20 protein-coding genes are annotated in these 23,509 nt (G+C 60.4%); 15 read left to right on the top strand and 5 right to left on the bottom strand.

Annotated features, from left to right (window positions below):
- The 11 genes from JNL55_RS17455 to JNL55_RS17405 all read left to right on the top strand — a co-directional run.
- Positions 1 to 561, top strand: a 561-nt coding sequence (locus JNL55_RS17455; protein ID WP_293856300.1) for an SURF1 family protein, incomplete at its 5' end; no start/stop codon positions are given.
- A complete protein-coding gene (locus tag JNL55_RS17450) occupies positions 545 to 1,147 on the top strand; it encodes an SCO family protein (protein ID WP_293856297.1) in 603 nt (200 codons plus the stop codon). The genes JNL55_RS17455 and JNL55_RS17450, both read left to right, overlap by 17 nt.
- Positions 1,148 to 1,268: 121 nt before the next feature.
- A complete protein-coding gene (locus JNL55_RS17445; RefSeq protein ID WP_293856294.1) occupies positions 1,269 to 1,832 on the top strand; it encodes a hypothetical protein in 564 nt (187 codons plus the stop codon).
- 48 nt (positions 1,833 to 1,880) lie between these two features.
- Positions 1,881 to 3,233 carry a c-type cytochrome gene (locus tag JNL55_RS17440; protein ID WP_293856291.1) on the top strand — a complete coding sequence of 451 codons (1,353 nt, stop codon included), beginning with the start codon at positions 1,881 to 1,883 and terminating at the stop codon, positions 3,231 to 3,233.
- A 55-nt stretch (positions 3,234 to 3,288) separates the two neighbouring features.
- Complete coding sequence (locus tag JNL55_RS17435) at positions 3,289 to 5,058, top strand: cbb3-type cytochrome c oxidase subunit I (RefSeq protein ID WP_293856288.1); 1,770 nt, start codon at positions 3,289 to 3,291, stop codon at positions 5,056 to 5,058.
- Complete coding sequence (locus tag JNL55_RS17430) at positions 5,055 to 5,750, top strand: heme-copper oxidase subunit III (RefSeq protein ID WP_293856285.1); 696 nt, start codon at positions 5,055 to 5,057, stop codon at positions 5,748 to 5,750. The genes JNL55_RS17435 and JNL55_RS17430 overlap by 4 nt, the downstream gene beginning before the upstream one ends.
- A gap of 18 nt (positions 5,751 to 5,768) precedes the next feature.
- Positions 5,769 to 6,443, top strand: a complete 675-nt coding sequence (locus tag JNL55_RS17425) for a heme-copper oxidase subunit III family protein (protein WP_293856283.1) — start codon at positions 5,769 to 5,771, stop codon at positions 6,441 to 6,443.
- Positions 6,444 to 6,451: 8 nt separating this feature from the next.
- Complete coding sequence (locus JNL55_RS17420) at positions 6,452 to 6,838, top strand: cytochrome C oxidase subunit IV family protein (RefSeq protein ID WP_293856280.1); 387 nt, start codon at positions 6,452 to 6,454, stop codon at positions 6,836 to 6,838.
- A 95-nt stretch (positions 6,839 to 6,933) separates the two neighbouring features.
- Complete coding sequence (locus tag JNL55_RS17415; protein ID WP_293856277.1) at positions 6,934 to 7,929, top strand: COX15/CtaA family protein; 996 nt, start codon at positions 6,934 to 6,936, stop codon at positions 7,927 to 7,929.
- Between the two features lie 74 nt (positions 7,930 to 8,003).
- Complete coding sequence (locus JNL55_RS17410) at positions 8,004 to 8,909, top strand: heme o synthase (RefSeq protein WP_293856274.1); 906 nt, start codon at positions 8,004 to 8,006, stop codon at positions 8,907 to 8,909.
- Positions 8,910 to 8,924: 15 nt separating this feature from the next.
- Positions 8,925 to 10,142, top strand: a complete 1,218-nt coding sequence (locus JNL55_RS17405; protein ID WP_293856271.1) for a VanZ family protein — start codon at positions 8,925 to 8,927, stop codon at positions 10,140 to 10,142.
- 3 nt (positions 10,143 to 10,145) lie between these two features.
- On the opposite strand, the gene JNL55_RS17400 is transcribed toward JNL55_RS17405, so the two are convergent.
- The gene (locus tag JNL55_RS17400) at positions 10,146 to 10,922 is read right to left on the bottom strand and encodes a COG3650 family protein (protein WP_293856306.1); all 777 of its coding nucleotides are present in this window, start codon (positions 10,920 to 10,922) and stop codon (positions 10,146 to 10,148) included.
- Between the two features lie 124 nt (positions 10,923 to 11,046).
- On the opposite strand from JNL55_RS17400, the gene uvrD reads away from it, so the two are divergent.
- Genes uvrD through JNL55_RS17385 form a run of 3 tightly spaced genes read left to right on the top strand, consistent with a single transcriptional unit; the run spans position 11,047 to position 16,061 of the window.
- On the top strand, positions 11,047 to 13,218 hold the full coding sequence (gene uvrD, locus JNL55_RS17395) for a DNA helicase II (protein WP_293856303.1): 2,172 nt from the start codon (positions 11,047 to 11,049) through the stop codon (positions 13,216 to 13,218).
- Positions 13,215 to 14,603, top strand: a complete 1,389-nt coding sequence (gene trkA, locus JNL55_RS17390) for a Trk system potassium transporter TrkA (protein WP_293856268.1) — start codon at positions 13,215 to 13,217, stop codon at positions 14,601 to 14,603. Before uvrD ends, trkA begins: the two co-directional genes overlap by 4 nt.
- A 9-nt stretch (positions 14,604 to 14,612) precedes the next feature.
- Positions 14,613 to 16,061: a TrkH family potassium uptake protein gene (locus JNL55_RS17385; RefSeq protein WP_293856265.1), complete on the top strand. Its 1,449-nt coding sequence runs from the start codon at positions 14,613 to 14,615 to the stop codon at positions 16,059 to 16,061.
- A 4-nt stretch (positions 16,062 to 16,065) separates the two neighbouring features.
- On the opposite strand, the gene JNL55_RS17380 is transcribed toward JNL55_RS17385, so the two are convergent.
- Together JNL55_RS17380 and mrcB are read right to left on the bottom strand one after the other, a co-directional pair.
- Positions 16,066 to 16,389: a tetratricopeptide repeat protein gene (locus JNL55_RS17380; protein WP_293856262.1), complete on the bottom strand. Its 324-nt coding sequence runs from the start codon at positions 16,387 to 16,389 to the stop codon at positions 16,066 to 16,068.
- A 313-nt stretch (positions 16,390 to 16,702) separates the two neighbouring features.
- The gene (gene mrcB, locus JNL55_RS17375; RefSeq protein WP_293856259.1) at positions 16,703 to 19,021 is read right to left on the bottom strand and encodes a penicillin-binding protein 1B; all 2,319 of its coding nucleotides are present in this window, start codon (positions 19,019 to 19,021) and stop codon (positions 16,703 to 16,705) included.
- Positions 19,022 to 19,179: 158 nt separating this feature from the next.
- On the opposite strand from mrcB, the gene JNL55_RS17370 reads away from it, so the two are divergent.
- A complete protein-coding gene (locus JNL55_RS17370) occupies positions 19,180 to 20,841 on the top strand; it encodes a cation:proton antiporter (RefSeq protein ID WP_293856256.1) in 1,662 nt (553 codons plus the stop codon).
- Between the two features lie 313 nt (positions 20,842 to 21,154).
- Here JNL55_RS17370 and JNL55_RS17365 read toward each other — a convergent pair whose 3' ends face one another.
- Positions 21,155 to 22,195: a glycosyltransferase family 4 protein gene (locus tag JNL55_RS17365; protein ID WP_293856253.1), complete on the bottom strand. Its 1,041-nt coding sequence runs from the start codon at positions 22,193 to 22,195 to the stop codon at positions 21,155 to 21,157.
- Entirely contained in the window at positions 22,192 to 23,010 is an 819-nt protein-coding gene (locus JNL55_RS17360; RefSeq protein ID WP_293856250.1) for a UDP-2,3-diacylglucosamine diphosphatase, read from the bottom strand. Before JNL55_RS17360 ends, JNL55_RS17365 begins: the two co-directional genes overlap by 4 nt.
- Positions 23,011 to 23,509: the final 499 nt, after the last annotated feature.

The following is a 23,509-nucleotide window of genomic DNA, read 5'->3' as shown; positions in this document are numbered from 1 at the left end:
GCCAACCAGCTGCCGCGCTATCAGCGAGCCCAGGTCACCGGCCGCTACGATCCCGCCCATCAGATCCTGCTCGACAACATGCCCTCGCACAGCGGCCAAGCGGGCTATCGGGTGCTGACGCCGCTCGAAACGCCGGTGGGTTGGTTGCTGGTGGATCGAGGTTGGCTGCCTTGGGGACCGACGCGCACTCAATTGCCCGACGTGAGCGTGAATGCGGACGAGCGCGCGCTCACCGGGGCCATCGATGACTTGCCGCGAGCAGGGATACAACTCGAAGCACCACCGGTCGATGCGAGTGTGCCGTGGCCGCGTGTGCTCAACTTCCCTCAGCAAGCGGCACTCGAACAGCAGTTGGGACACAGACTCATTCCTGGTCTGTTGTTGCTCGATGCTTCACATCGCGACGGCTTCGAACGTATTTGGGAAGCCCACCTGGGCTTCAAACCCGAACGTCACATCGGCTACGCCGTGCAATGGTTCGCGTTGGCGTTGGTCGCGCTGATCATGTTTATCGTCACTAGTTTTCGTACCAAGAAGGCAACAGATGAACCGTCCGCCTGAGGCGCCTCGCTCTCGCAAACAAATCTGGATCCTGATCGGCGCCTTCGTCGCGCCGCTGGCCCTCGCCTTCCTGCTTTATTACGGCCTGAATGTGCGGCCTCACGGCAGTACCAACAAAGGCGATTTGATTCATCCGCCGGTGCCTGTGCCGGAGTTGGAACTGCCTGGCATTGCCGATCAACCGGTTGCAGCCGAGGCGCTGCGCGGTAAATGGAGCATGGTTTATATCGGCGATGGCGCTTGTGATGAACGCTGTCGGCAAGCACTTACTTTGATGCGTCAAACGAGACTAGCTCTCGGCGACGACATGACGCGCGTGCAGAGAGTGTTTCTAGTCAGCGCCAACTGCTGCGATCAAGCTTATTTGGATGCCGAGCACGACGGGCTGTTGCTCGCACGCATCGATAATCCAAACGGCCAAACATTGTTACAAACATTTCCAGATGCAGCCCAAGCCGCCAGCCTCGGTCGCATTTATCTGATCGATCCGCTCGGTAATCTAATGATGAAATATCAGCCTGATGCACCGCAGAAAGGTTTATTGGACGATCTCAAGAAATTACTGAAGCTGTCGCATATCGGATAACTGTGACACACTCGGCCCGCAAGCGAAGGAGTGCGCCACGGCATTTCATCGCGCGGCAGACCAAGACCATGAAAAGAGGTATCGCGTAACGGTTGATTAGTTCCGCAATCGGGGGATTGCCATGAAATGCATCTACTATCTGACGTCGACGCTCAAGAGCACTCAGGACGTTTCCGATGATCTGCATGAAGTGGGCGTCAAAGATTTCTATCTGCACGTCATCTCCAAAGATGAGTGCGGCCTGAAGAAACAACATATTCATTCCTCCAATTATTTAGAAACCCTCGACGTCGTGCGGGACGGCTTCATCGGTGCCGCGCTCGGTTTATTAACCGGTCTGATCGGCATCTCGCTGTTGATGTACTTCAAGCCCTTCGGCCCCACCGTGGAAGTGCCGACACTGGTCTATGCAGTGCTGGTTGGTGCCGCGACTTTGTTCGGTGCCTGGGAAGGCGGCCTCGCCGGCATCGGCGAAGAGAACAAAAAGCTGAAACGCTTTCACGACGATATTGCCGCCGGCAAATATCTGATCCTGGTTTATGTGCGTAAGCACCAGGAAAGCACGGTCCGCAAGATGATGCAGGAACGTCATGCGGATGCCGAAATGGTCGGCGTCGATTCCCATTTCATCAATCCCTTCACCACTGTCGACCGGGTCAGCGCAAGCACGCTGTCCAGAACCTGATAACCAAAGGCAAGACGCTGTAGGGTTGGGAACGGGGAGGGTCGGCGTATGGCGATAGCGATCGCGATAATCGTGCTGGTCGTGGCCACCGTGTTGTTTCATTTCCTGAGTCCGTGGTGGTTCACGCCGATCGCTTCCAACTGGGACACAGTGGATTCGACCGTCGATGTGACTTTCTGGGTCACGGGCATCGTGTTTGTAGCGGTCAATCTGTTCCTGGCCTACGCCTTGATTCGTTATCGGCATCGCAAAGGCAACAAGGCGCACTACGAGCCGGAAAATAAAAAACTCGAATGGTGGCTGACGGGCGTCACGACGGTGGGTATCGCGGCCATGCTCGCACCGGGCCTGTCGGTGTGGGCCAAGTTCGTGACGGTGCCCGAAGATGCTTCGGTCGTGGAAGTGCTCGGTCAGCAATGGGCGTGGAGTTATCGCTTTCCCGGTAAGGACGGCGAACTCGGCGCATCGGATGCGAGACTGATCAGCGCCGACAATCCTTTCGGCATGGATCCGAAAGATCCGGCCGGTCAGGACGACGTGCTGGTCTCGGATCCGCAACTACATCTGCCGCTCGATAAACCTGTGAAGGTGTTGTTGCGCGCCAAAGATGTGAATCACCAATTCGCCGTGCCGCAGTTTCGCGTGAAGATGGACATGGTGCCCGGCATGGTCACGCATTTCTGGTTCACACCGACGCGCACGGGTGAGTTCGACGTGCTCTGCGAGCAACTTTGCGGTGTCGCGCATTTCGCGATGCGCGGTCGTGTCGTTGTGAATACGGCTCAGGAATTCGACACCTGGCTGGCTGCGCAGCCGACGTATGAAAAGACGCTCGCCGCCAGCAAAGGCGATGCGGCCGCCGGTCAAACCTTATTTGCTACTTGCACTGCCTGCCACGGCGCGCAAGCTGAAGGCAATCGCGAACTGAACGCGCCCAAGCTCAGCGGCCAATCCGATTGGTATCTGGTGCGTCAGTTACAGAGTTTCAAAGGCGGCGTGCGTGGCACGCATGACCAGGACACGTACGCGAAACAAATGATTCCGTTCGCGTCCATGCTGGCCGACGACACTGCCATCAAGAATGTGGTTGCTTATATAAAGAGTTTGCCGGAAGTGCGACCGACGGCCAGCGTGGTCGGTGACCCCTCGCGCGGCAAGCGACTTTATGAAACTTGCGCCGCCTGCCATGGCAGCCAGGCGACCGGCATCTGGGCCACCAACGCGCCACGCCTGTCGAACATGAGCGACTGGTACATGGCGCGACAGCTGCAACACTTCCGCGACGGCATTCGTGGCGGCCATCCTCAGGACTTCCACGGCGCGCAAATGCGATCGATGGCGAAAACCCTCGCCGACGACACCGCCATCGCCGACGTGCTCGATTACGTACGGACTTTATAAACGACTGACAGCGGACCTGACGACTCTTTAGAACCGGTAGAAGGAGTGTGTGTCGATGGCTTTTGTAGCAATCGCCGATCGCGATCACGAGCACGCCCTGCACGATCCGCAGAGTTTCATTCGCAAGTACATCTGGAGCCAGGACCACAAGGTCATCGCCGTGCAGTACGCGGTGGTGGCCATCAGCATCGGTCTGGTGGCACTGACCATGTCGGTGCTGATGCGACTGCAGCTGGGCTTTCCCGATACGTTCCATATCATCGCGCCTCAGGAGTATTACCAGTACATCACCATGCACGGCATGATCATGGTGATTTATTTGCTGACGGCGCTATTCCTCGGCGGCTTCGGCAACTATCTCATTCCATTGATGCTGGGCGCGCGGGACATGGTGTTCCCGTATCTGAACATGCTCAGCTTCTGGTTTTATTTGCTGGCAGTCATCGTGTTGTGTGCCGGATTCTTCGTGCCCGGTGGTCCCACTGGCGCGGGTTGGACGCTGTATCCGCCGCAAGCAGTGATGCCAGGCACTCCTGGAGCGACCTGGGGCATCATTTGTATGCTCGCGTCGCTGGCGATCTTCATCGTCGCCTTCACCATGGGTGGTCTGAACTACGTCACCACGGTGTTGCAAGCCCGCTGCCGAGGCATGACGTTCATGCGCATGCCGCTATCGGTGTGGGGCATTTTCATGGCGTCGATTCTGGGTCTGCTGGCATTCCCGGCGCTGTTCGTGTCCGCGATCATGATGACGCTGGACTCGGTGGTGGGCACCAGCTTCTTCATGCCGGCGATGTCGTCGATGGGCGAGACGACCAAACACACCGGTGGCAGCCCGTTGCTGTTCCAGCACTTGTTCTGGTTCTTCGGTCATCCCGAGGTTTATATCGTGGCGCTGCCGGCATTCGGCATCGTGTCCGATCTGCTCAGCACTCACGCCCGGCGCAATATCTTCGGCTATCGCATGATGGTGTGGGCGATTCTGGCCATCGGCTGCTTGAGCTTCGTGGTGTGGGCGCACCACATGTATGTGAGCGGCATGAATCCGTACTTCGGCTTCTTCTTCGCCACCACGACACTGATCATCGCGGTGCCGACCGCCATCAAGGTCTACAACTGGGTGCTGACCATCTGGCGCGGTGACGTGCATCTCACCGTGCCGATGCTGTTTGCCATCGGCTTCATTTTCACGTTCATCAATGGCGGCCTGACGGGTTTATTTCTTGGCAACGTGACGGTGGATGTGCCGTTGTCAGGCACCTACTTCGTGGTCGCGCACTTTCACATGGTGATGGGGGTGTCGCCCATCATGGTCGTCTTCGGCGCCATCTATCACTGGTATCCCAAGATCACCGGACGCATGTTCAATGACACTCTGGGCAAGTTTCATTTCTGGATGACGTTCGTCGGCACGTACGCCATTTTCTTGCCCATGCACTACATGGGTATTCTGGGCGTGCCGCGTCGTTACTACGGTTACAGCGACGCCATTCAATTCATTCCGCCGTCGGTGCATGAAGCCAATCAATGGATTTCGATCTCGGCCATGATCGTCGCGGCTACGCAGTTGGTGTTCCTGTACAACTTGATTCACTCGTACTTCAGAGGTGCGCCGGCTGACGGCAATCCATGGCGCGCGACGACGCTGGAATGGCAGACACCGCAGACGCCACCGAAGCACGGCAACTGGGGCAAGGATCTACCTGAAGTGCATCGCTGGGCGTACGACTACAGCGTGCCAGGCGCGCCCGAAGACTTCATTCCGCAAAACGTGCCGCACTCGGAGAAGACGCCGGCTGGCCGCGAACACGGGATGCACTCATGAGCCTGACGGTCGCGTACTTCGCTCTGGCCACGGGCATCGTCGTTTGGTTGGTGCTCGTTACCAAGCTGCGCGCGAAGCCGTGGGAAACCTCGGTCGCTACCGCTGAAGGCACCGGGTTCGAGTCACGCTCACCGAAGCGCATCGGTTTGTGGATCTTCCTCGCCGTCGTCACATCGCTGTTTTGTTTGTTCCTGTCCGCGTACTACATGCGCATGGGTCAGCATGCGGGCCATGGCATGCCCACTGGCGGGCCCGGTGATTGGGCGGCGATTCGGGACCCATCGATTCTGTGGTTCAACACCGTGCTGCTCATCTTCAGCAGCATTGCGATGCAGTCCGCGAAAGCAGCTGTCTGCCGCGGCCAAGCCGATCAAACGCGAGTTCGTTTGTTTGCCGCCGGTCTGCTGACCTTAGGGTTTCTGATCGGCCAATGGATTGCGTGGCGAGAGATTCGTTACTCGGAACTGTTCTCGCCATTGAATCCAGCCGTCGCCTTCTTTTATGTGCTCACCGCGGTGCATGCCCTGCACCTATTGGGCGGCTTGGTCGTGTGGGCGCGCACGCTGGCGCGCTCGTTGCGTAAAGACGTGGAACTGATCGACGTGCGTTTGAGTGTCGAGCTCACCTCAGTCTATTGGCACTACTTGTTGCTGGTATGGCTGGGGTTGTTCGCTGTGCTGCTATCGACCTGACGTTAACGAGAGCTAAGCATGAGCCACGAACCCGCCACCTTGCAGCCCGGCTTCAAAGGAGTGACCGCGGACTGGTCTGCCGACAAGCAGGCCTTCCCGGTGCCTTGGGGCAAGGCGATGATGTGGATCTTCCTGCTGTCGGACACTTTCATCTTCACGTGTTTTCTCACGTCGTACATGAATGTGCGCATGTCGACGCTGGACACGTGGCCGAACCCGAGTGAAGTGTTCGCACTCACGGTCAGCGGTCATCACATTCCGTTGCTGCTGATCGCCATCATGACCATGGTCTTGATCACCAGCAGCGGCACCATGGCCATGGCCGTCAACTTCGGCTATCGACGCGATCGCAAACGCACCGCCATGCTGATGTTTGCAACGGCGGCGCTGGGTGTGTGTTTCGTCGGCATGCAAGCGTTCGAGTGGACCAAGCTGATCGTCGAGGAAGGCGTGCGGCCCTGGGGCAATCCGATGGGCGCGGCGCAGTTCGGCTCGTCGTTTTTCATGATCACCGGCTTTCACGGCCTGCACGTGAGCGGCGGCGTGATTTATCTCAGCGTGGTGGCATTCCGAGTACTCAACGGTTTCTATGATCGCAAGGGCACCTACGAAACGGTGGAAGTCGCCGGCCTCTACTGGCACTTCGTCGACCTGGTGTGGGTGTTTATTTTTGCGTTCTTTTACTTGTGGTAGGAGGCGGCATGGATCAGGCGGTACATCAGCACGGCGTGCAGCCACCGGCCCAGGCCGAGCACGCCCCCGGTCATGTGGAAGGGCATGCGGAAGGTCAACAGCATCCCATCAAACTGTATTTGATGATCTGGGTGTTGTTGTTCGTGTTCAGCGCCTTCTCCTACATGGTGGATTATTTCCAGTTGCAGGGCGCGTTGCGCTGGACCTTGATCCTGCTGTTCATGTTCTTGAAGGCCAGTTTCATCGTCGCGGTGTTCATGCACATGGCGTGGGAACGGCTGGCACTGAAGCTGGCGATCCTGGTGCCGCCATTAACGCTACTGGTGTTGATTGGCTTGATGGCGATTGAAGGGGACTACACCTTCCTGACCCGGCTGGCCTCATTCGTCAAATAGCCAGGCCGCGCGGGCAAATCGTCTCAGCCCGCCCCAAACAGCGCCGGGGCGATTATGATTGCGCCCCGCCCAAAGTCGCCTGTCGCTAGCTTTTCATGACTCCACGGTTGCTGTTGTTTCGCCGCCTGGCGCTGGCCGGCGTGTTGCTCACGCTGGTCGTGGTCGTGCTCGGCGCCTGGGTGCGCCTGAGTGCCGCGGGTCTGGGTTGCCCGGACTGGCCGGGTTGCTACGGCCACCTCAGTGCTGGTAGCGCCGCGCAGAACGTCGAGGCCGTCAACGAAGCGTTCCCGCACCGGCCGTTCGAGTATCACAAGGCCATCAAGGAGATGGTGCATCGATACTTCGCCTCGGGCCTGGGCGTGCTGATTCTGGTGCTGGCCGGCCTGGCCATCGCCAATCGTAAGGATCCGCAGCAGCCGTTGGCGCTGCCGATCGCCTTGGTGGGGTTGGTCATCTTCCAAGGCCTGCTCGGCATGTGGACCGTGACCCTGCTGCTCAAACCGCTCATCGTGGTACTGCATTTGATCGGCGGCTTGTCGACGCTGTCGCTGCTGGCCTGGCTGGCGATGCGGCCGAGTGAACCGGTCGAGCGCTCGTTGCCGGGCAACTCCGGGCTGCGCAAGCTGGCCGGCGTGGGCCTCGCGGTCCTGATTCTGCAGATCGTGCTCGGCGGCTGGACCAGCAGTAACTACGCGGCGCTCGCCTGCCCGGACTTTCCAACCTGCCAGAACAGCTACTGGCCGCACATGGACGTGAAAGACGCGTTCGTATTGTGGCGAGGCCTGGGCATCGACTACGAAGGCGGCGTGCTCGACCATCCGGCGCGCGTCGCCATCCATTTCGTTCACCGCCTGGGCGCCATCGCGGCGGCCATCATCCTGGGCTTGCTGAGCGTGTTCGCCTGGCGACGAGGCGCCACGCCGGCAGTCAGGACCGGCGGGCTATTACTCGGGTTGGTGTTGATCGCACAGCTGATCCTGGGACCGGTGATGGTCATGCGAGCGCTGCCGCTGGCCTTGGCCACTGCACATAACGGCGTGGCGGCACTGCTGTTGCTGGCGACGGTGCGGATGAATCGACTGTTACGGTGACCGACATCCGGCGCCAAACGATCGCTTTGGGCCGATTACTGTAGAATCCCGCGTTGGTCACTGCCGTCTCGCCTATGTCCGCCGTGGAAACTTCTTCATTTCAGCCTGCCGCCTCCTGGCGCGATTACTACGAGCTGGGCAAGCCCCGCGTGGTAATGCTGATCATGTTCACGGCCATTGCCGGCATGTTCCTGGCCGCGCCCGGCTTCCCGCCGGCGAATGCGCTGATCTTCGGCACGCTGGGTATCGCGCTGGCTGCGTCGTCCGCGGCCGCCATCAATCATGTGCTGGACCGTCGCTTCGACGAGCAGATGGCGCGCACTCGCAATCGACCGCTGCCCACCGGCCACGTCACCGAGCGTCAAGCGCTGAGCTATGCGCTGGTACTGGCGGTGATCTCGATGGTGCTGTTGTGGGGCTGTGTGAATGCGCTGACAGCCGTACTCACCTTCTGTTCGCTGATCGGTTACGCCGTGATCTACACGGTGTGGCTCAAGCACGCGACTCCGCAAAACATCGTGATCGGCGGAGCGGCCGGCGCCGCGCCCCCTGTGCTGGGCTGGACCGCGGTCACCGGTTCAGTGGATCCCTACGCGCTGTTGCTGTTCCTGATCATCTTCACCTGGACGCCGCCGCACTTCTGGGCGCTGGCCATCGCTCGGCGCGATGAATATGCCAAGGCCGGCATTCCGATGCTGCCGGTGGCCTACAGCAACGACTTCACTCGTCTGCACATCCTGCTGTACACGATCCTGTTGGTGATCGTGACCTTGCTGCCGTATCTCACCGGCATGAGCGGTTTGATCTATCTACTCGCGGCGCTGATCCTCGGCGGCGTATTTCTATTCCGCGCCTTGCAGCTCAAAGTGCTCAAGGACGCGCGTCTGCCGATGCAGACCTTCGGTTTTTCGATCACCTACCTGGCACTGCTATTCGCTGCGTTGCTGATCGATCATTACCTGGTCATCCGGCTGACTTAGCCCGCCGCTCGCATCGTGGCTCCGGCGCGCACACCACGAAGTTCCATTCCCTGGCTCACGGCTGCGGTGATCGGCCTGATCGCCTACGGCTCGCTGTATCCATTCAATTTCAAACCGGATGCGCAGAGCGATCTGCTGGCGGCGCTGAATCAGCTGTCGTGGGCGCGGGCTGGCCGTGGCGATCGCATCTCCAACGTCCTGCTCTATCTGCCGCTCGGCTTTTGTTTGTACTTGTGGCTGAACGAGCGACTGCAGCGAGGTCTGTCAGTCACGCTTGCGACGCTGCTCGGCTCGCTGCTGTCGCTAGGTATCGAAGTCGCGCAGGTCTACGTATCGAGCCGAGTGCCGAGCCTCACCGATCTGGTGCTGAACGCGGGCGGCACTCTGCTAGGCGCGGTGGGTGGCGTCGCCTGGACCGCGCTCAGTCATCTGATGCATTTGCCATCGCGTGCCGAGAAACAAACTCGAGATCCTGGCGCTGCGCTGCTGATCGGCTTGTGGCTAGCATGGCGGTTCGCGCCGTTCGTACCGCAATTCGACTTGGGCAAATTGAAGGCGGCATTGCGCCCGCTGTTCAATCCCACCTTCGACTTCGTCAGCGTGCTGATCTTTCTCACCTGCTGGCTGGTGGTGAATCAAGCGGTGGCGGCACTGGTGAGCCGGTCGCGGCGCTTGGAAACATTGCTGTTGTTGATGGCGGCGGTATTGATCGGCCGCTTGCTGGTGTCGAGCCAGACTTTCGTGCCCGCCGAGCTGCTGGCGTTGCTGTTGCTGCTACCGATGGTGGTGTTGATGCATCGGATGCGCCCTCGCCCGCGCCGAGCCACCTTGGTGTTGGCAGTGGTCGCCTTGCTCATCATCGAAGAGTTGGCGCCATTCAATTTTTCCCATCAAGTGGCGCAGTTCGACTTCTGGCCGTTCCTGGCCCTGGTCGAGAGCGGCTGGGACTTGAGCGCCATCGACTGGGTGCAACTGTTCGGCAAATTGTTTCTTTACGGCGCGCTGCTGTGGGTGGTGCGCGAATGGGGTGCTTCCGCCGATTTCGCATTCGGCGTGATGCTCACCGTCGCCACCGTGGTCGAGGTGCTGCAAATCTGGCTGCCCGGAGAACACGCATCCATCACCGATCCGCTGCTGGCGCTCACGGTCGGCCTGATTTTTCGTTCCTTGTATCGGCACCAGCGACCACGCCGCCTGTCGGGTGGCGCGGCCAGCGATCTTTCTTTGCGCTGAGCTTTACTCGCCGACGCGCGCGCAACCCATGAAGCGTTTGCCGTCGAGCGTGGCTTTGGCGGCATAGGCAAAGTACTCGCCCGACATGTCGTCGCGACAGGCCTGCGCTTCGACCGACAGTTCGATTTTGTGATCGTTGTTGGCGGCGATGTAGCTCACCGCGCCTTCAGTGTCTTGGGTCTGAGGCGCGGCGATGGAAATTTCCTTGGGCTCGTCGGGCTGACGCCAAAGCAAAGCCGCCTCGGTGACTTCGACAGCCCAGAACGGCTCGTTACCGCGCGCGGCGACGATGTAGTCCTGCCGCGGCGAGTCGCAGCCGCGCGTCTGCCCGTCCGGCGCTGCGTAGAGCGCTTCTTCGAGCAGCAGCGTGCCGGCGAAACCTTCCGGCGCGGGCTGATCGGTGGCGCGTTCACCATAAGCCTCGATGTAAAGCTTCAAGGGCTTTTCTGCGCCGTTGTCGTCCTTCTCGCCGGCGAACGTGCGAGGAAGCACGCCATCGGTTTGGTCGACGATCAGTAGGTCAACTTGCTCCCCGCACGGACGAAACGTGCTTCGCCCGGCTGCCGACGTGAAGATGCCGCGCTTGATGGCCAAGCCGGATTCCGCCGGCGGCTCGGACGCGGCTGCCCCGGTGCTGGGCAACGATGTGTCGGGAACGCTCGATGAGCTATCCACTGCCGCGGGCACGGTTGGAACCGTCGCCTCCGGCGCTTTGGAGCAACCCGCCAACGTCAGCAAAACCGCGCAAGGGGAAAGTAACATCCCGCGCCAAACACGCATGCACGCCTCCCGGCGAACGACCCTAGTCACACAGCATATAGAATCGGCCGGCCTGCTAGAATGCGCCGCTTGGTTTACGGCCTTCGCCCCAATCCAGGGCGGCCGCCCGTCGAGAGGATTCACCCTGGACGTTTCTGATTTACTTGAAGGACTTAACGACGCGCAGCGCTCCGCGGTCGCGGCTCCGCTGACACCAACGTTGGTCCTGGCCGGTGCCGGCAGCGGCAAGACGCGCGTGCTCACCCACCGTGTCGCCTGGCTGGTACAGGTCGAAGGCTCTTCGCCTCACGGCATCCTGGCAGTTACCTTCACCAACAAAGCCGCGGGTGAAATGCGCGCGCGCATCGAGTCCATGCTCGGCGTGCCTAGCGCGCCGCTGTGGATCGGCACTTTCCACGGTATCGCGCATCGCTTGTTGCGCATCCATTGGCGCGACACCAACCTGCCGCAAAGCTTTCAGATCATGGACTCTGACGATCAGCTGCGCGCCATCCGGCGGCTGCTGAAAGCGCACAGCCTCGATGAGGAGCGCTGGGTCCCGAAAGAAATCATGTGGTTCATCAATGCGCGCAAGGATGAAGGACTGCGCGCCAAGCAGATCAAGGACGACGGCGATCCGACACGCCGCCAATTCATCAAGTTGTATGAGTTGTATCAGGAACAATGCGACCGCGCCGGCGTGGTGGATTTCGCCGAGCTGCTGTTGCGCGCTTATGAACTGTTCCGCGACCGGCCGGACCTGCTGGCCCACTATCGCCAGCGCTTTCGGCATGTGTTGATCGACGAGTTCCAAGACACCAACACGATTCAGTATTCGTGGCTGAAGCTGCTGGCCGGTCCCGACGGCCTGCCGTTCGCGGTCGGTGACGACGACCAGTCGATCTATCGCTGGCGCGGAGCGCGGGTCGAGAACCTGCAGCAGTACCGACGCGACTATCCGACGGTGCAGCTATTCCGCCTGGAGCAGAACTATCGCTCCACCGGCAATATTCTCGCCGCCGCCAACGCGCTGATCTCCAACAACAGCGGTCGACTCGGCAAGAATCTCTGGACCAGCGGCGAGCAAGGCGACGCGGTCAAGCTGTACTCGGCGTTCAACGAGCGCGACGAAGCCGACTTCGTCATCAACCGCATTCGCGAATACGTGATGAAGGGCGGCCTACGCAGCGAGTGCGCGATTCTCTATCGCTCCAACGCACAATCGCGAACGTTCGAAGAAGCGTTACTGTCGCATCGCATTCCGTATCGCGTGTACGGCGGCCTGCGATTCTTCGAACGCGCCGAAATCAAAGACGCGCTCGGTTACTTGCGGTTGATGTTCAACCGCACCGACGACGCGTCGTTCGAACGCATCGTGAACCTGCCGACTCGCGGCATCGGCAACAAGACGCTCGACCTGGTGCGTAACTACGCCCGCGCCAACGCGACGTCGATGTGGGAAGCGGCCGGCGCCAGCATCAAGGAAGTCGGCGCACGCGGCGGCCAAGCGCTGCATGCCTTCATGTTGCTGATCGATCAATTGACCGAACACACCCGCGCGCTTCCGCTGCACGAACAAGTGGATCATGTCATCCATGCGAGCGGCCTGGTCGCGCACTATCAGCAAGAGAAAGGCGATCGCGGCGAAGCGCGCGTCGACAACTTGAACGAATTGGTTTCCGCGGCTCGTGGCTACGAGCCCGATGGCGACGCGGAGATTTCCCCGCTCGCCAATTTCCTTTCGCACGCGGTGCTGGAATCCGGCGAAGAACAAGCCGGCGCGGGCGAAGACGCCGTGCAGATGATGACGCTGCATTCGGCCAAGGGTTTGGAATTCCCCGTGGTGTTCCTGTGCGGCATGGAAGACGGCTTGTTCCCCCATCAGCGCTCGATCAGCGACATGGATGGGCTCGAAGAGGAACGCCGCCTGTGTTACGTGGGTACGACGCGAGCCATGAAGCAGCTGTATCTCACCTACGCCGAGCAGCGCCGTCTGCATGGCGTGGACAGCTATGGCACGCCGTCCCGCTTCATTCGTGAAATTCCTGCCGAGCTGTTGGAAGAGATCCGGCCGCGCATTCAGATTTCGCGCCCGGTTTATACGCCGCGGCGTAGCGGTATGGGCGGTGGCGTGCACGAAGATCCGGTCAATACCGGCGGCGTCCGTCTCGGCCAACGCGTACGCCACGGCAAGTTTGGCGAAGGTACAGTGCTCGAACTCGAAGGCCAGGGTAGCCACGCGCGCGTGCAAGTGAATTTCGAGCGCCAGGGCACCAAGTGGCTGATGCTGGCGTACGCGAACCTGGAACCGGTATGAAAATAATCATTCTCGGCGCCGGACAGGTGGGCCGCACCGCCGCCAATCATCTGGCGCGCGAAGCAGCCAACGAAGTCACGGTCGTCGATGTGAACGACGAGCTGTTGCGCGATCTGCAGGATCGTCTCGACATTCGCACGCTGGTCGGCAGTGGCACCCAGCCCGGTGTGCTCGAGGCCGCCGGCGCTCGCGACGCCGATATTTTCATTGCGCTGACCAACAGCGACGAAGTGAACATGGTGGCCTGCCAGATCGCCTGGAGCCTGTTCAACAAGGATGCGACGCGCATCGCGCGCATTCGCTCGGCTGACTTCACCAAGCACACCAAGCTGTTCTCCAACGAAGATCGCGCCTTCGCGGTGGACGTACCGATCAGCCCCGAGCAGCTGGTGACCGAGCACGTGGTCCACCTGATCAAGTATCCCGGCGCACTGCAGGTGCTGGATTTCGCCGATGGTCGCATTCGACTGGTCGGCGTGAAGGCCTTGAGCGGTGGCGCGCTGGTCGGTCAGCAATTGAAACAACTGCCGACGCACATCGAGGGTCGCGACGCCCGGGTCGCCGCCATCTATCGCGGCGGCCAGAGCATCAAGCCTGAAGGCGACACTGTGATCGAGCACGGCGACGAAGTCTTCTTCATCGCCGCGCGCGAAGACATCCGGCTGGTGATGAACGAGATGCAGAAGCTGGAAGATCCGGTGCGCCGCGTGGTCATTGCCGGCGGCGGCAATATCGGCTTCCGGCTGGCGCAGACGCTGGAAGTGAATCATCAGGTCAAACTGATCGAGCGCGACCCTCGGCGTGCGCGTCGCGTGTCGGAGCAACTGAGCAACACCATCGTGCTGAGCGGCGATGCCGCCGACGAAGAGTTGCTGCTGGAAGAAAACATCGACAGCGCCGACGTGTTCGTCGCCGTCACCAACGCCGAAGAAGCCAACATCCTGTCGGCCATGCTGGCCAAGCGATTGGGCTGTCACAAGGTGATGGCGCTGATCAATCGACCTGCTTACGCCGAGCTGATGCAGAGTGGCTCGATCGATATCGCCCTATCGCCTCAGCAAGTGACCATCGGCTCGCTGCTGGCTCACGTGCGTCGCGGCGACGTGGTTCGCGTGCACTCGCTGCGACGTGGCGCGGCCGAAGCGCTGGAAGTCATCGTGCACGGTGTGCAAGGCGAAGGCCGAGTCATCGGTAAACGCATCGAAAATATTCCGCTGCCCGAGGGGACCACCATCGCCGCCATCGCGCGCGGCGATCAAGTATTGATCGCGCACCACGACACTATGATCCAGCGCGACGATCACGTGATTCTGTTCCTCACCGATCGCCGCCACGTCGAAGCGGTCGAGCGGCTGTTCGATGTGCCTCGCCGTCACGCTAGATAACCCCGCGCGATGAACTTCCTCACCGTCCAGCGCATCCTGGGTCTGTTGCTGATGATTTTCAGCGTGACCATGCTGCCGCCCGTGGGCGTGGCGCTGTACTACGGTGATGGCCATTGGCAACCGTTCCTCGACTCGTTCGTCGGCATGTTGGCCGTGGGCGCGCTCATTTGGTGGCCAGCCCGGAAGGCGGTTCGTGAGCTACGAGTGCGCGACGGCTTCTTGGTGGTGTCGATGTTCTGGATCGTGCTCGGCTTGGCCGGCGCGGTGCCGCTGCTGATTTCCGACCGTCCGGATCTAACGCTCACTGACGCCGTGTTCGAAGCGGTCTCGGGCTTCACCACCACCGGCGCCACTGTGCTGGTCGGCCTGGAAGAGCTGCCTATTTCCATTCTGTACTTCCGGCAACAGATTCAATGGCTGGGCGGCATCGGTATCGTCGTGTTGGCCGTCGCGCTGTTGCCCATGCTGGGCGTCGGTGGCATGCAATTGTTGAAAGCGGAAAGCCCGCGCCCGGCCAAAGATGTGCGACTCACTCCGCGCATCACCGAAACGGCCAAAGCGCTGTGGGTGATTTACGTGATGCTGACGGCGCTGTGTGCCGCCTGCTATTGGATGGCTGGCATGACGCCGTTCGACGCCATCGCGCACAGCTTCTCGACAGTCTCGACCGGCGGCCACTCGACGCACGACAAGAGCCTCGGCTACTTCGATAACGCGGCGGTCGAGATCGTGGCCTCGATCTTCATGTTCCTCGGCGCGGTGAACTTCGCGCTGCACTTCTTCGTACTGCGTTACCGACGGCCGAGCGACTACCTTCGCGATCCGGAATTTCGCGCGTTCCTGACGCTGGTCGCGTGTTTGTCGCTGCTGACGTTCGGCATGCTGATCGCCGGCAACGTCTTTTCCACCGAAATGGCGGCACGCAATGCCGTGTTCGTGGCTATCTCAGCGCAGACCGGTACTGGCTTCTTCACCGCCGACTATTCCGTGTGGCCCGGCGCGATCCCCGTCATCCTGCTGCTCGCCACCTTCATCAGTGGCTCGGCAGGCTCGACTTCCGGCGGTATGAAAGTGATTCGCTGGTTGCTGATCTGGAAACAAGGTCAACGCGAAGTGCAGCGACTGATCCATCCCAGCGCCGAGATTCCAGTGCGCATCGGCAGTAAGCCGGTGGACTGGCGCATCATCGATTCGGTGTGGGGTTTCTTCGCGGCGTACATGATTCTGTTCGCGCTGCTGATGGTGTTGATGATGATCGCCGGCGCCGACCACGTCACGGCGTTCTCGGCGATTGCCGCTTGTATCAACAACTACGGCGTGGGCTTGGGCGAAGTGTCATCGAACTTCACCGCCATTTCCGAACCCGGCAAATGGCTGTGTGTGATCGCGATGCTGCTCGGCCGGTTGGAAATCTTCCCGTTGCTGGTCATCGCGACGCCCTCGTTCTGGCGCCGCTGATAACTCAGCGAACGCCTTGGGCTCGCAATTGCGCTTCGCGCGCTTCCTGATTCTTGCCGCGAGCGCGTAGCGACTCGGCAATCAAACTCCAGGCCGAGGAGTTTGCTTTGGGCGCATTGACCGACATGGACGCCGCCTTGCGGCCCATGTTCTCCGCCTGCACGTAATTCCCTTCCGCCTGCCGCACTTTGCCCAGCTCGATCCAGAGCAGCGGATTGTCCGGCTCGATCCGCAACGCGCGCTCGATCGAGGACGCGGCTACCGGATAGTTCTTGGATTGCAGCTGTACCTGAGCCTGATTCACCAGCGCTCGCGATGCGGCGCTCAAGGTCGGCTCGCGAACCACCGGCGCTGGCAGAGGCTGAGGTTGCTCAGCGGGCTGCTGGGGCGGCGGTGCAGGCCGCGTTTCGACCGGCGGTTGCGTGGGCGGAGGCACAGGCGCCGGAGGCGAAGGAGCACGATACGGCTCGGGAATGGCGCACGCCGACAAGGCCAGCACGGCCACGAGCGAGGGAAGATGTCGCTGCCAGGTGATCACGAATTATTAGACCGTCATCCAATCAAAAATGTGGCAAAAAGTGTGGGTCGCGTCTATTTGAACAGACTCAGCCTGAATAAGTGCAGTCTGAACCCATTCAGCCTTACTGCTGTCGCGTGACCCCGCGCCACCATTCCTTGGCTTTCTCGCCGAACTCGCCGAACACATTGGTCGAACACGACGGCTGCATCGGCAGCTGCGTGCCCTTGGGCACAGCGATGGCGATCGGTTGCTCGCCGCAGTCCGGCCGCGCACCCAGGCCGGTGGGGAATTCTATCCAGGTTTCCTCCAGGCTTTCGGGCAACGGCGCGCTCCATGAAGTTGTTCCCAGGTTGGCCATCAGCCGCGACCAGACCGCCAGCGAGCCGGACGAGCCGGTGAGCCCGGTCGAGGTGTTGTCGTCGTGGCCAATCCAAACCACGGCCAGATGCCCGCCCGAGAACCCGGCAAACCAACTATCGCGATAGTCCGAGGACGTGCCCGACTTGCCCGCCACCGTCAGGGTCGGCGGAATCGTCGCCCGAGCGCTGCGACCGCTGCCATGCTCGATGACTTCGACCATCATGCGATTGACCTGATACACGGCTTCCGGACTGGCCACCGGCGTCACTTCGAGCGCAAACGATTTCAACGACTCACCGTCCGCATCGAGCACCGAGCGCACGGCCCGCAGCGGCGTACTAAAGCCGCCGTTCGCGAACGCGTTGTAGAGCTGCGCCACGTCCAGCGGAGAAACATCGAGCGAGCCGAGTAACACGGATGGCAACTGCGGCGGTTCCTTCTCAAGGCCTAGTGCGACGAACTCACGCGTCACTTTCGGCAGCCCGACGGCCAAGCCCAGATTCACCGTCGCGAGATTCATCGACTGCGCCAGCGCACGCACCAGCGGCACCGGCCCGTAAAATTCCTTGGAAATATTCTTGGGCTCCCAGAGCTGGCCGTTCTGTAACTTCACCGACACCGGCCCGTCTTCGATGATGGACGCGGCGTGGTAATTGCCGCTCTCGACCGCGGCCAGATAAATCACCGGCTTCACCAGCGAGCCGATGGAACGTTTGGCATCCAACGCACGATTGAAGCCGGCGAATGAAGCCTGACGACCGCCGACCATCGCCACCACTTCCCCGTTTTGAGGTGCAGTGACCACCACCACGCCTTCCAACGGCGATTTGGATTTGGTCTTGCGCGGCATTTTCTCGAGTCGATCCAGCTCCTGGGTCAGCGCCTTCTCGGCTTGGGTCTGCACCATCGGATTGAGCGTGGAGAAAATGCGCAGCCCGGCTTCGGTGAGATCTTCTTCGCGATAGTCACGTCGCAAAGTGCGGCGGACCAAGTCGAGAAATGCCGGGTAATAACCGCCGCCGACCTGCGAGCCGGCGCTGACGATACCGAGCTCGCGACGTGCCGCCTTCTTCGCCATCTCTGGCGCGATGACGCCGTGCTCGGCCATCAGCTTCAACACCATGTCGCGTCGTTCACGCGCTCGTTTCGGATGACGACGTGGATCGTAGTAGGAAGGACCGCGAACGATGGCCACCAACAACGCCACTTCATGCAGCTGCAATTCGGCCAACGGTTTGCCGAAATAAAACTGGCTGGCCAGACCGAAGCCATGGATGGCCCGCCGCCCGTCCTGGCCCAGATAAATCTCGTTGATGTAGGCGTTCATCAAGTCCTGTTTGCTGAAATGCACTTCCAGCAACATGGCCATGATGGCTTCTTCGATCTTGCGGCTCAGCGTGCGGCGATTGTCGAGGAAATAACTCTTCACCAATTGCTGAGTCAGCGTCGAGCCGCCCTGCTCGATCTGACCGGCGCGCAGATTCACCCACGCGGCGCGGGTGATGGCTGAGAAGTTCACGCCCATGTGTGTATCGAATTTGCGGTCTTCGACCACCTTGAGCGCCGAGGGCAACAGCGTCGACACTTCTTCCGGCGTAACCACGACGCGGTCTTCGCCGTGAATCGGAAAGATGCTGCCGATCAGCAGCGGGTCGAGCCGAAAGATCGGCACTTCCTCATTGCGACCATTGCGCATGTCTTCGATGGCGGCGCCGCGAGTGTTGATGGTCAACAATTGCGGTTCTTGCAGCACATCCCAGAATTGGAAGCGCCGATTGATCAAATCGACCCGCGTGCCCTGACGGCTGTAACTGCCGGGATGCTGCGGCTTATCGACGCGCTGATAACCGAGCCGCTGCAACTCTTGCTCGAGCGTGTCGGCGCTGAACGCCTGACCGGCGTACAGCTCGGTGGGTTCGGCATACACCTGCGCCGGCAAGGTCCAGCGACGGCCTTCGAATTGACTGGTGATCTTCCGGTCGAGCGTAAACACCCAGACCGTGAACACGATGGCGAAGACGCCCAGCGCCAGGGCCACGCCGGCGAAAATCTGCTTACGATATTTTTTCAGTGCTCGCATCTCGAAACAATGTCATCCACTTCAGGTCCGCTGCGCAGCTTGCGGCGGAATTCGGGCAAACCGATGGCAACTTGTGCGCTCGGCCAAGCCGCGCGCCGGGCGACGCATGCTACATTGCCGAGGCCCTCCCCGCTTCGTCCCGCCCGCCAGCATCATGCATGAATCATGAAATACCCCTGGTCCTGAACGTTGCGGTGGCGCTGGCCATCGCCGTCGCCGGCGGCTTTCTGGCCAGCTGGCTGCGCCAGTCGCCGATCTTCGGCTACCTGCTGGCCGGCGTGTTCATTGGACCGTTCACTCCGGGGTTCGCCGGCAACCGCGAGCAGATCGCGCTGCTGGCCGATGTAGGCGTCATCTTTCTGATGTTCGGCCTGGGCGTGGCGTTCTCGCTCAAAGACCTGGCACGAGTGCGTGCCACCGCGACCATCGGCACCACGGTGCAGGTGGTATTGACCATTGCCGGCGGCACCGTGGCGGGCATCGTCATGGGCTGGGGTGCCTTGCCCGGCACGGTGTTGGGTATCGCGCTGGCGGCCAGCAGTTCCATGGTGATTTTGAAAACACTGCTGGACCGAGGCGAAATTGCGTCCAGTCATGGCCGGCTGCTGTTGTCGATGGCCATCGTGCAGGATCTGATCATCGTGGTGTTGATCGTGGTCTTGCCGCAGTTGGTGTCCATTCAAGCGGGCGGCTCGCCGGTCGAAGTGGCCAAAGAAGTCGGCATCACGATTCTGAAGGCCACCGTGTTCATCGGCGTGTCGCTGGCCATCGGCTTGCGAGCGGTGCCGTGGCTGATGGGCCATGTGTCGAGAATGCGCTCGTCGGAATTGTTCATCGTGACGGCGGCGGTGCTGGCGCTGGGTGCTGCCAGTGTCAGCACATTGCTCGGCTTGTCGCCGGCGCTCGGCGCGTTCGTCGCCGGGCTGCTGCTGTCGGAAAGCGAGTTCGATCATCGAGTGATCTCGGAAGTCGTGCCGGTGCGAGATTTGTTCGCGACCCTGTTTTTCGTGTCGGTGGGCATGCTGATCGATCTCAACTTCATCGTGGAGAACTGGCCGGCGGTGCTGGCGGTGGCGGGGTTCACGCTGCTGCTCAAATTTGTCACTACAGCGATCGGCATCATCCCTTTCCGCCTGACGGCCCGAACGGCGGCGTTCACGGCGCTGGGCATGATTCCGGTGGGTGAGCTCAACTTTGTCCTGGCGCAAATCGGCTTACAGACTCAGGCTCTTTCGCCGCAGCTCTACAATCTGATTCTGACTTCGGCGTTGGTGACCATCGTGTTGACGCCTTCGGCGTTCTCGGTTGCGCCCCGGCTGGGCGAGTTCATTCTGCACAATCGTTTCTTGCGTCATTGGTTCGATACTGGGACGGGGGCTAGCGGCGAAGGTGCGCAGCTGGAAGCACATGCCATCGTCATCGGTTACGGCCGCGTCGGGCAGAGTGTGGCGCGTGGGTTGAGAGACGCGGGGATTAGCGTCGCGGTCATCGATTCCCGATTGTCACGAGTGAGGGATGGTGTGGCGGATGGCTTGCCGGCGATTTATGGCAACGCATTCTCGCCTACTGTTTTGGAAGCTGCTCATGTCGCTAATGCCCGACTGGCGGTTGTCGCTTTGCCTGACTTCGCGCCGGCTCGGGCTGCGATTAATCAACTGCGGGAGTTGAATCCTTCGGTTGTTATTGCTGCTCGGGCTGAGCAGTCTGTTAATGAGCCTGCTTTACGCGCCGCTGGCGCTCACTTGGTTATCGTGCCTGAGTTGGCTGGCGCTACTGCGCTTTTGCATGGCGCGTTGGATATGTTGGGGGCGGCTCGCTAGGAGTTTGCGTTGGTGGCTTAGCAGCGTCAGGGTGGGGTGTCTCCTCCCCGGCGACGCGCATAGCCCTTCTCCCCGCTCACGGGGCCGTTGCTTCACGTCCTTGTGGCGCTCAGAAAACGACATCCCTGATCGTTTTATGCGCCGGGGAGGAGACACCCCACCCTGCCACTGCTCGATGTCACAAATGCATATTCACTGAGCAAGAGAAGGCGCCGGCAGTGGATCGTGCGGGCAACGCGGCGCAGCCGCGAGCTGTTTTGTTCAGCGAATATTCCGAGCCAGGCGAAGTTTGAAAATCCCTCTCGCTGCTGCGTTATGCGGGGTCGATTGCCGATTCAGCGGTCGCCGTCGCTGTCATTGCTCGCGGTGCCAGGTGGGAAAGAAATTGGCGTGTAGCTGTTTCCCAGGTGTTTGCTAACGCATACGCGCGACACTCATTCGGATCCAGCTTGAGCGCATCGAGAGCTGCTGCTCTCAAATCTTGGTTGAGCACGCCAGTCACACCCTGAGTGACGACGTCGATCGGACCCGTCACCGGATAAGCAGCGACCGGCACTCCGCAGGCCATAGCTTCGAGCAGCACCAAGCCAAACGTATCGGTTCGGCTCGGGAACACAAAAACATCGGAGGCAGCAACATGCGACGCCAGTTCTTCGCCGTATTTGAAGCCGATGAACTTCGCGTTCGGATATTTACTTTGCAGCTCGGCGCGGGCGGGGCCGTCGCCGATGATGAGTTTGGTGCCGGGGAGGTCGAGCGCTAAAAACGCTTCGATATTTTTCTCGACGGCAACTCTCCCCACATAAGTCGCGATGGGTCGCGGAAACCCTAAGAAACTTTTATCGCGAGGCTTGAACAAAGAAACATCCACACCTCGCGTCCACCGCACGATGTTCTTGAAGCCTCGCGACTCGAGTAGCTGCTGCATGGCTGGCGTGGCCACCATCGTTCTGGCCGCGGCCGAATGGAAGCGCCGGAGATGCGCATAGCTCACCGCCAATGGAATTGGCACTCGCGCGCGAACGTATTCGGGAAACTGCGTGTGATAAGACGTGGTGAACGGAAAGCGATGGCGCAAACACCATTTGCGGGCGGCAGCGCCTAATGTTCCTTCCGTTGCAATATGAATCGCGTCGGGTCCGAATTCTTCGAGCAGTGACGATACGCGCCCGTAGGGCAACCATGCCAAACGGATCTCGGGATAAGTCGGGCAAGGAAACGTCGTGAATTGGTTGGGCTCGATGATGCGCACGTCGTGTCCCAGCGTGCGCAGGCCATCGGCTGTGGTGCTCAGCGTCTTGACCACTCCATTGGTTTGCGGGCGCCATGCATCGGTGACGATCGCAATCTTCACGCGGCCTGTCCGATCGGCAGGGTGGCGACGACGCCGGTGTGGGCCATCACTTGTTTCTGTTCGGTCCAGCGCAGCAGTGACATGCGACCTTCGAAGTCTTCGGTCAGCACGGTGCAGCTCTCGACCCAGTCGCCGTCGTTGCAATAAGTGATGCCGTCGATCTCGGTGATTTCGGCGCGGTGAATGTGGCCGCAGATGACGCCGTCGAGATTGCGACGCTTGGCTTCATCGGCGAGCGCGCGTTCGAAGTTGGCGATGTATTTCACCGCGTTCTTCACTTTGTGTTTGAGGAACGCGGCGAGCGACCAGTACGGCGCGCCGAAGCGGCGACGGAAGAAATTCACATAGCGATTCAACTGCAAGATGAAGGCATATGCGCGATTGCCCAGCGCTTCGAGCAGCGGGCTTGCCTTGATGACGCTGTCGAACTCATCGCCGTGCAGGACGAGGAAACGACGACCGTCGGCGTTCTCGTGGACGATCTCGCGATGGATCTCGACGTTGCCGAACACCATGCCGGCGTACTCACGAAACACGCTGTCGTGATTGCCAGGGATGTAGATCACCCGGGTGCCGGCTTTGGCTTTGCCCAGGATGGTGCGGATGACGTTGTTGTGGGCCTGTGGCCAGAAGAAGGAGCGCTTCAGGCTCCACAGGTCGATGATGTCGCCGACCAGGTAGAGGGTGTCGGCTTCCACCGAGTGCAGGAAGTCCAACAGATAGTCCGCGCTACAGCCCCGGAAGCCCAGGTGGACGTCGGAGATGAAGATGCTTCGGAAGCGGAAGACCGGCTGACTATTCGGAGTCGGGCTCATGGGTCACCTCCTGCGGCGAGGTTCTGCGGTGCGCGCAGACTCGGCCCGGGACATGACCGGTAAATGACAAAGGCGGGAAGTTTCTGAGACGGTTCAGCGGGTTGAGCGGTGAAAGCTCCATGACAGTTCAGGAGCTGTCATAACCCAATCCGGCCGGACCAAGCTCCGGCACCACCGCCCTTCCCAGCAGCATCGATTAAAAATTCTAACTTTTGCTGCTAAGAACTCCACGAATCTCACCTCTAATATCAACATGGCCATACTTTTTCCCACCTCCGCGCATACACGAAGAAATAGCCTGGCTGGCGGCGCCGGTCGAATAAGAAGCTGCTCTCCGAAAAAGGCAGCGACGAAGTCGCAATCAAAACTGGCGCTGAGTGGAGAGATATGGCGACGAATTGAGGCACTTCTGTAAGAAAGTGGCAATCCCTAGCCGTGACGTAAACTTCATTTACAGCCCCATCCCCTCCGCTATCCTGCTCAGCCACCCCAACCCTCA

Source organism: Steroidobacter sp. (assembly GCF_016790065.1).
In the GTDB taxonomy this organism is placed as follows: domain Bacteria; phylum Pseudomonadota; class Gammaproteobacteria; order Steroidobacterales; family Steroidobacteraceae; genus Steroidobacter.
Note: the sequence above shows the minus strand (reverse complement) of the source record. Positions and strands in the feature narration are given on the sequence as shown.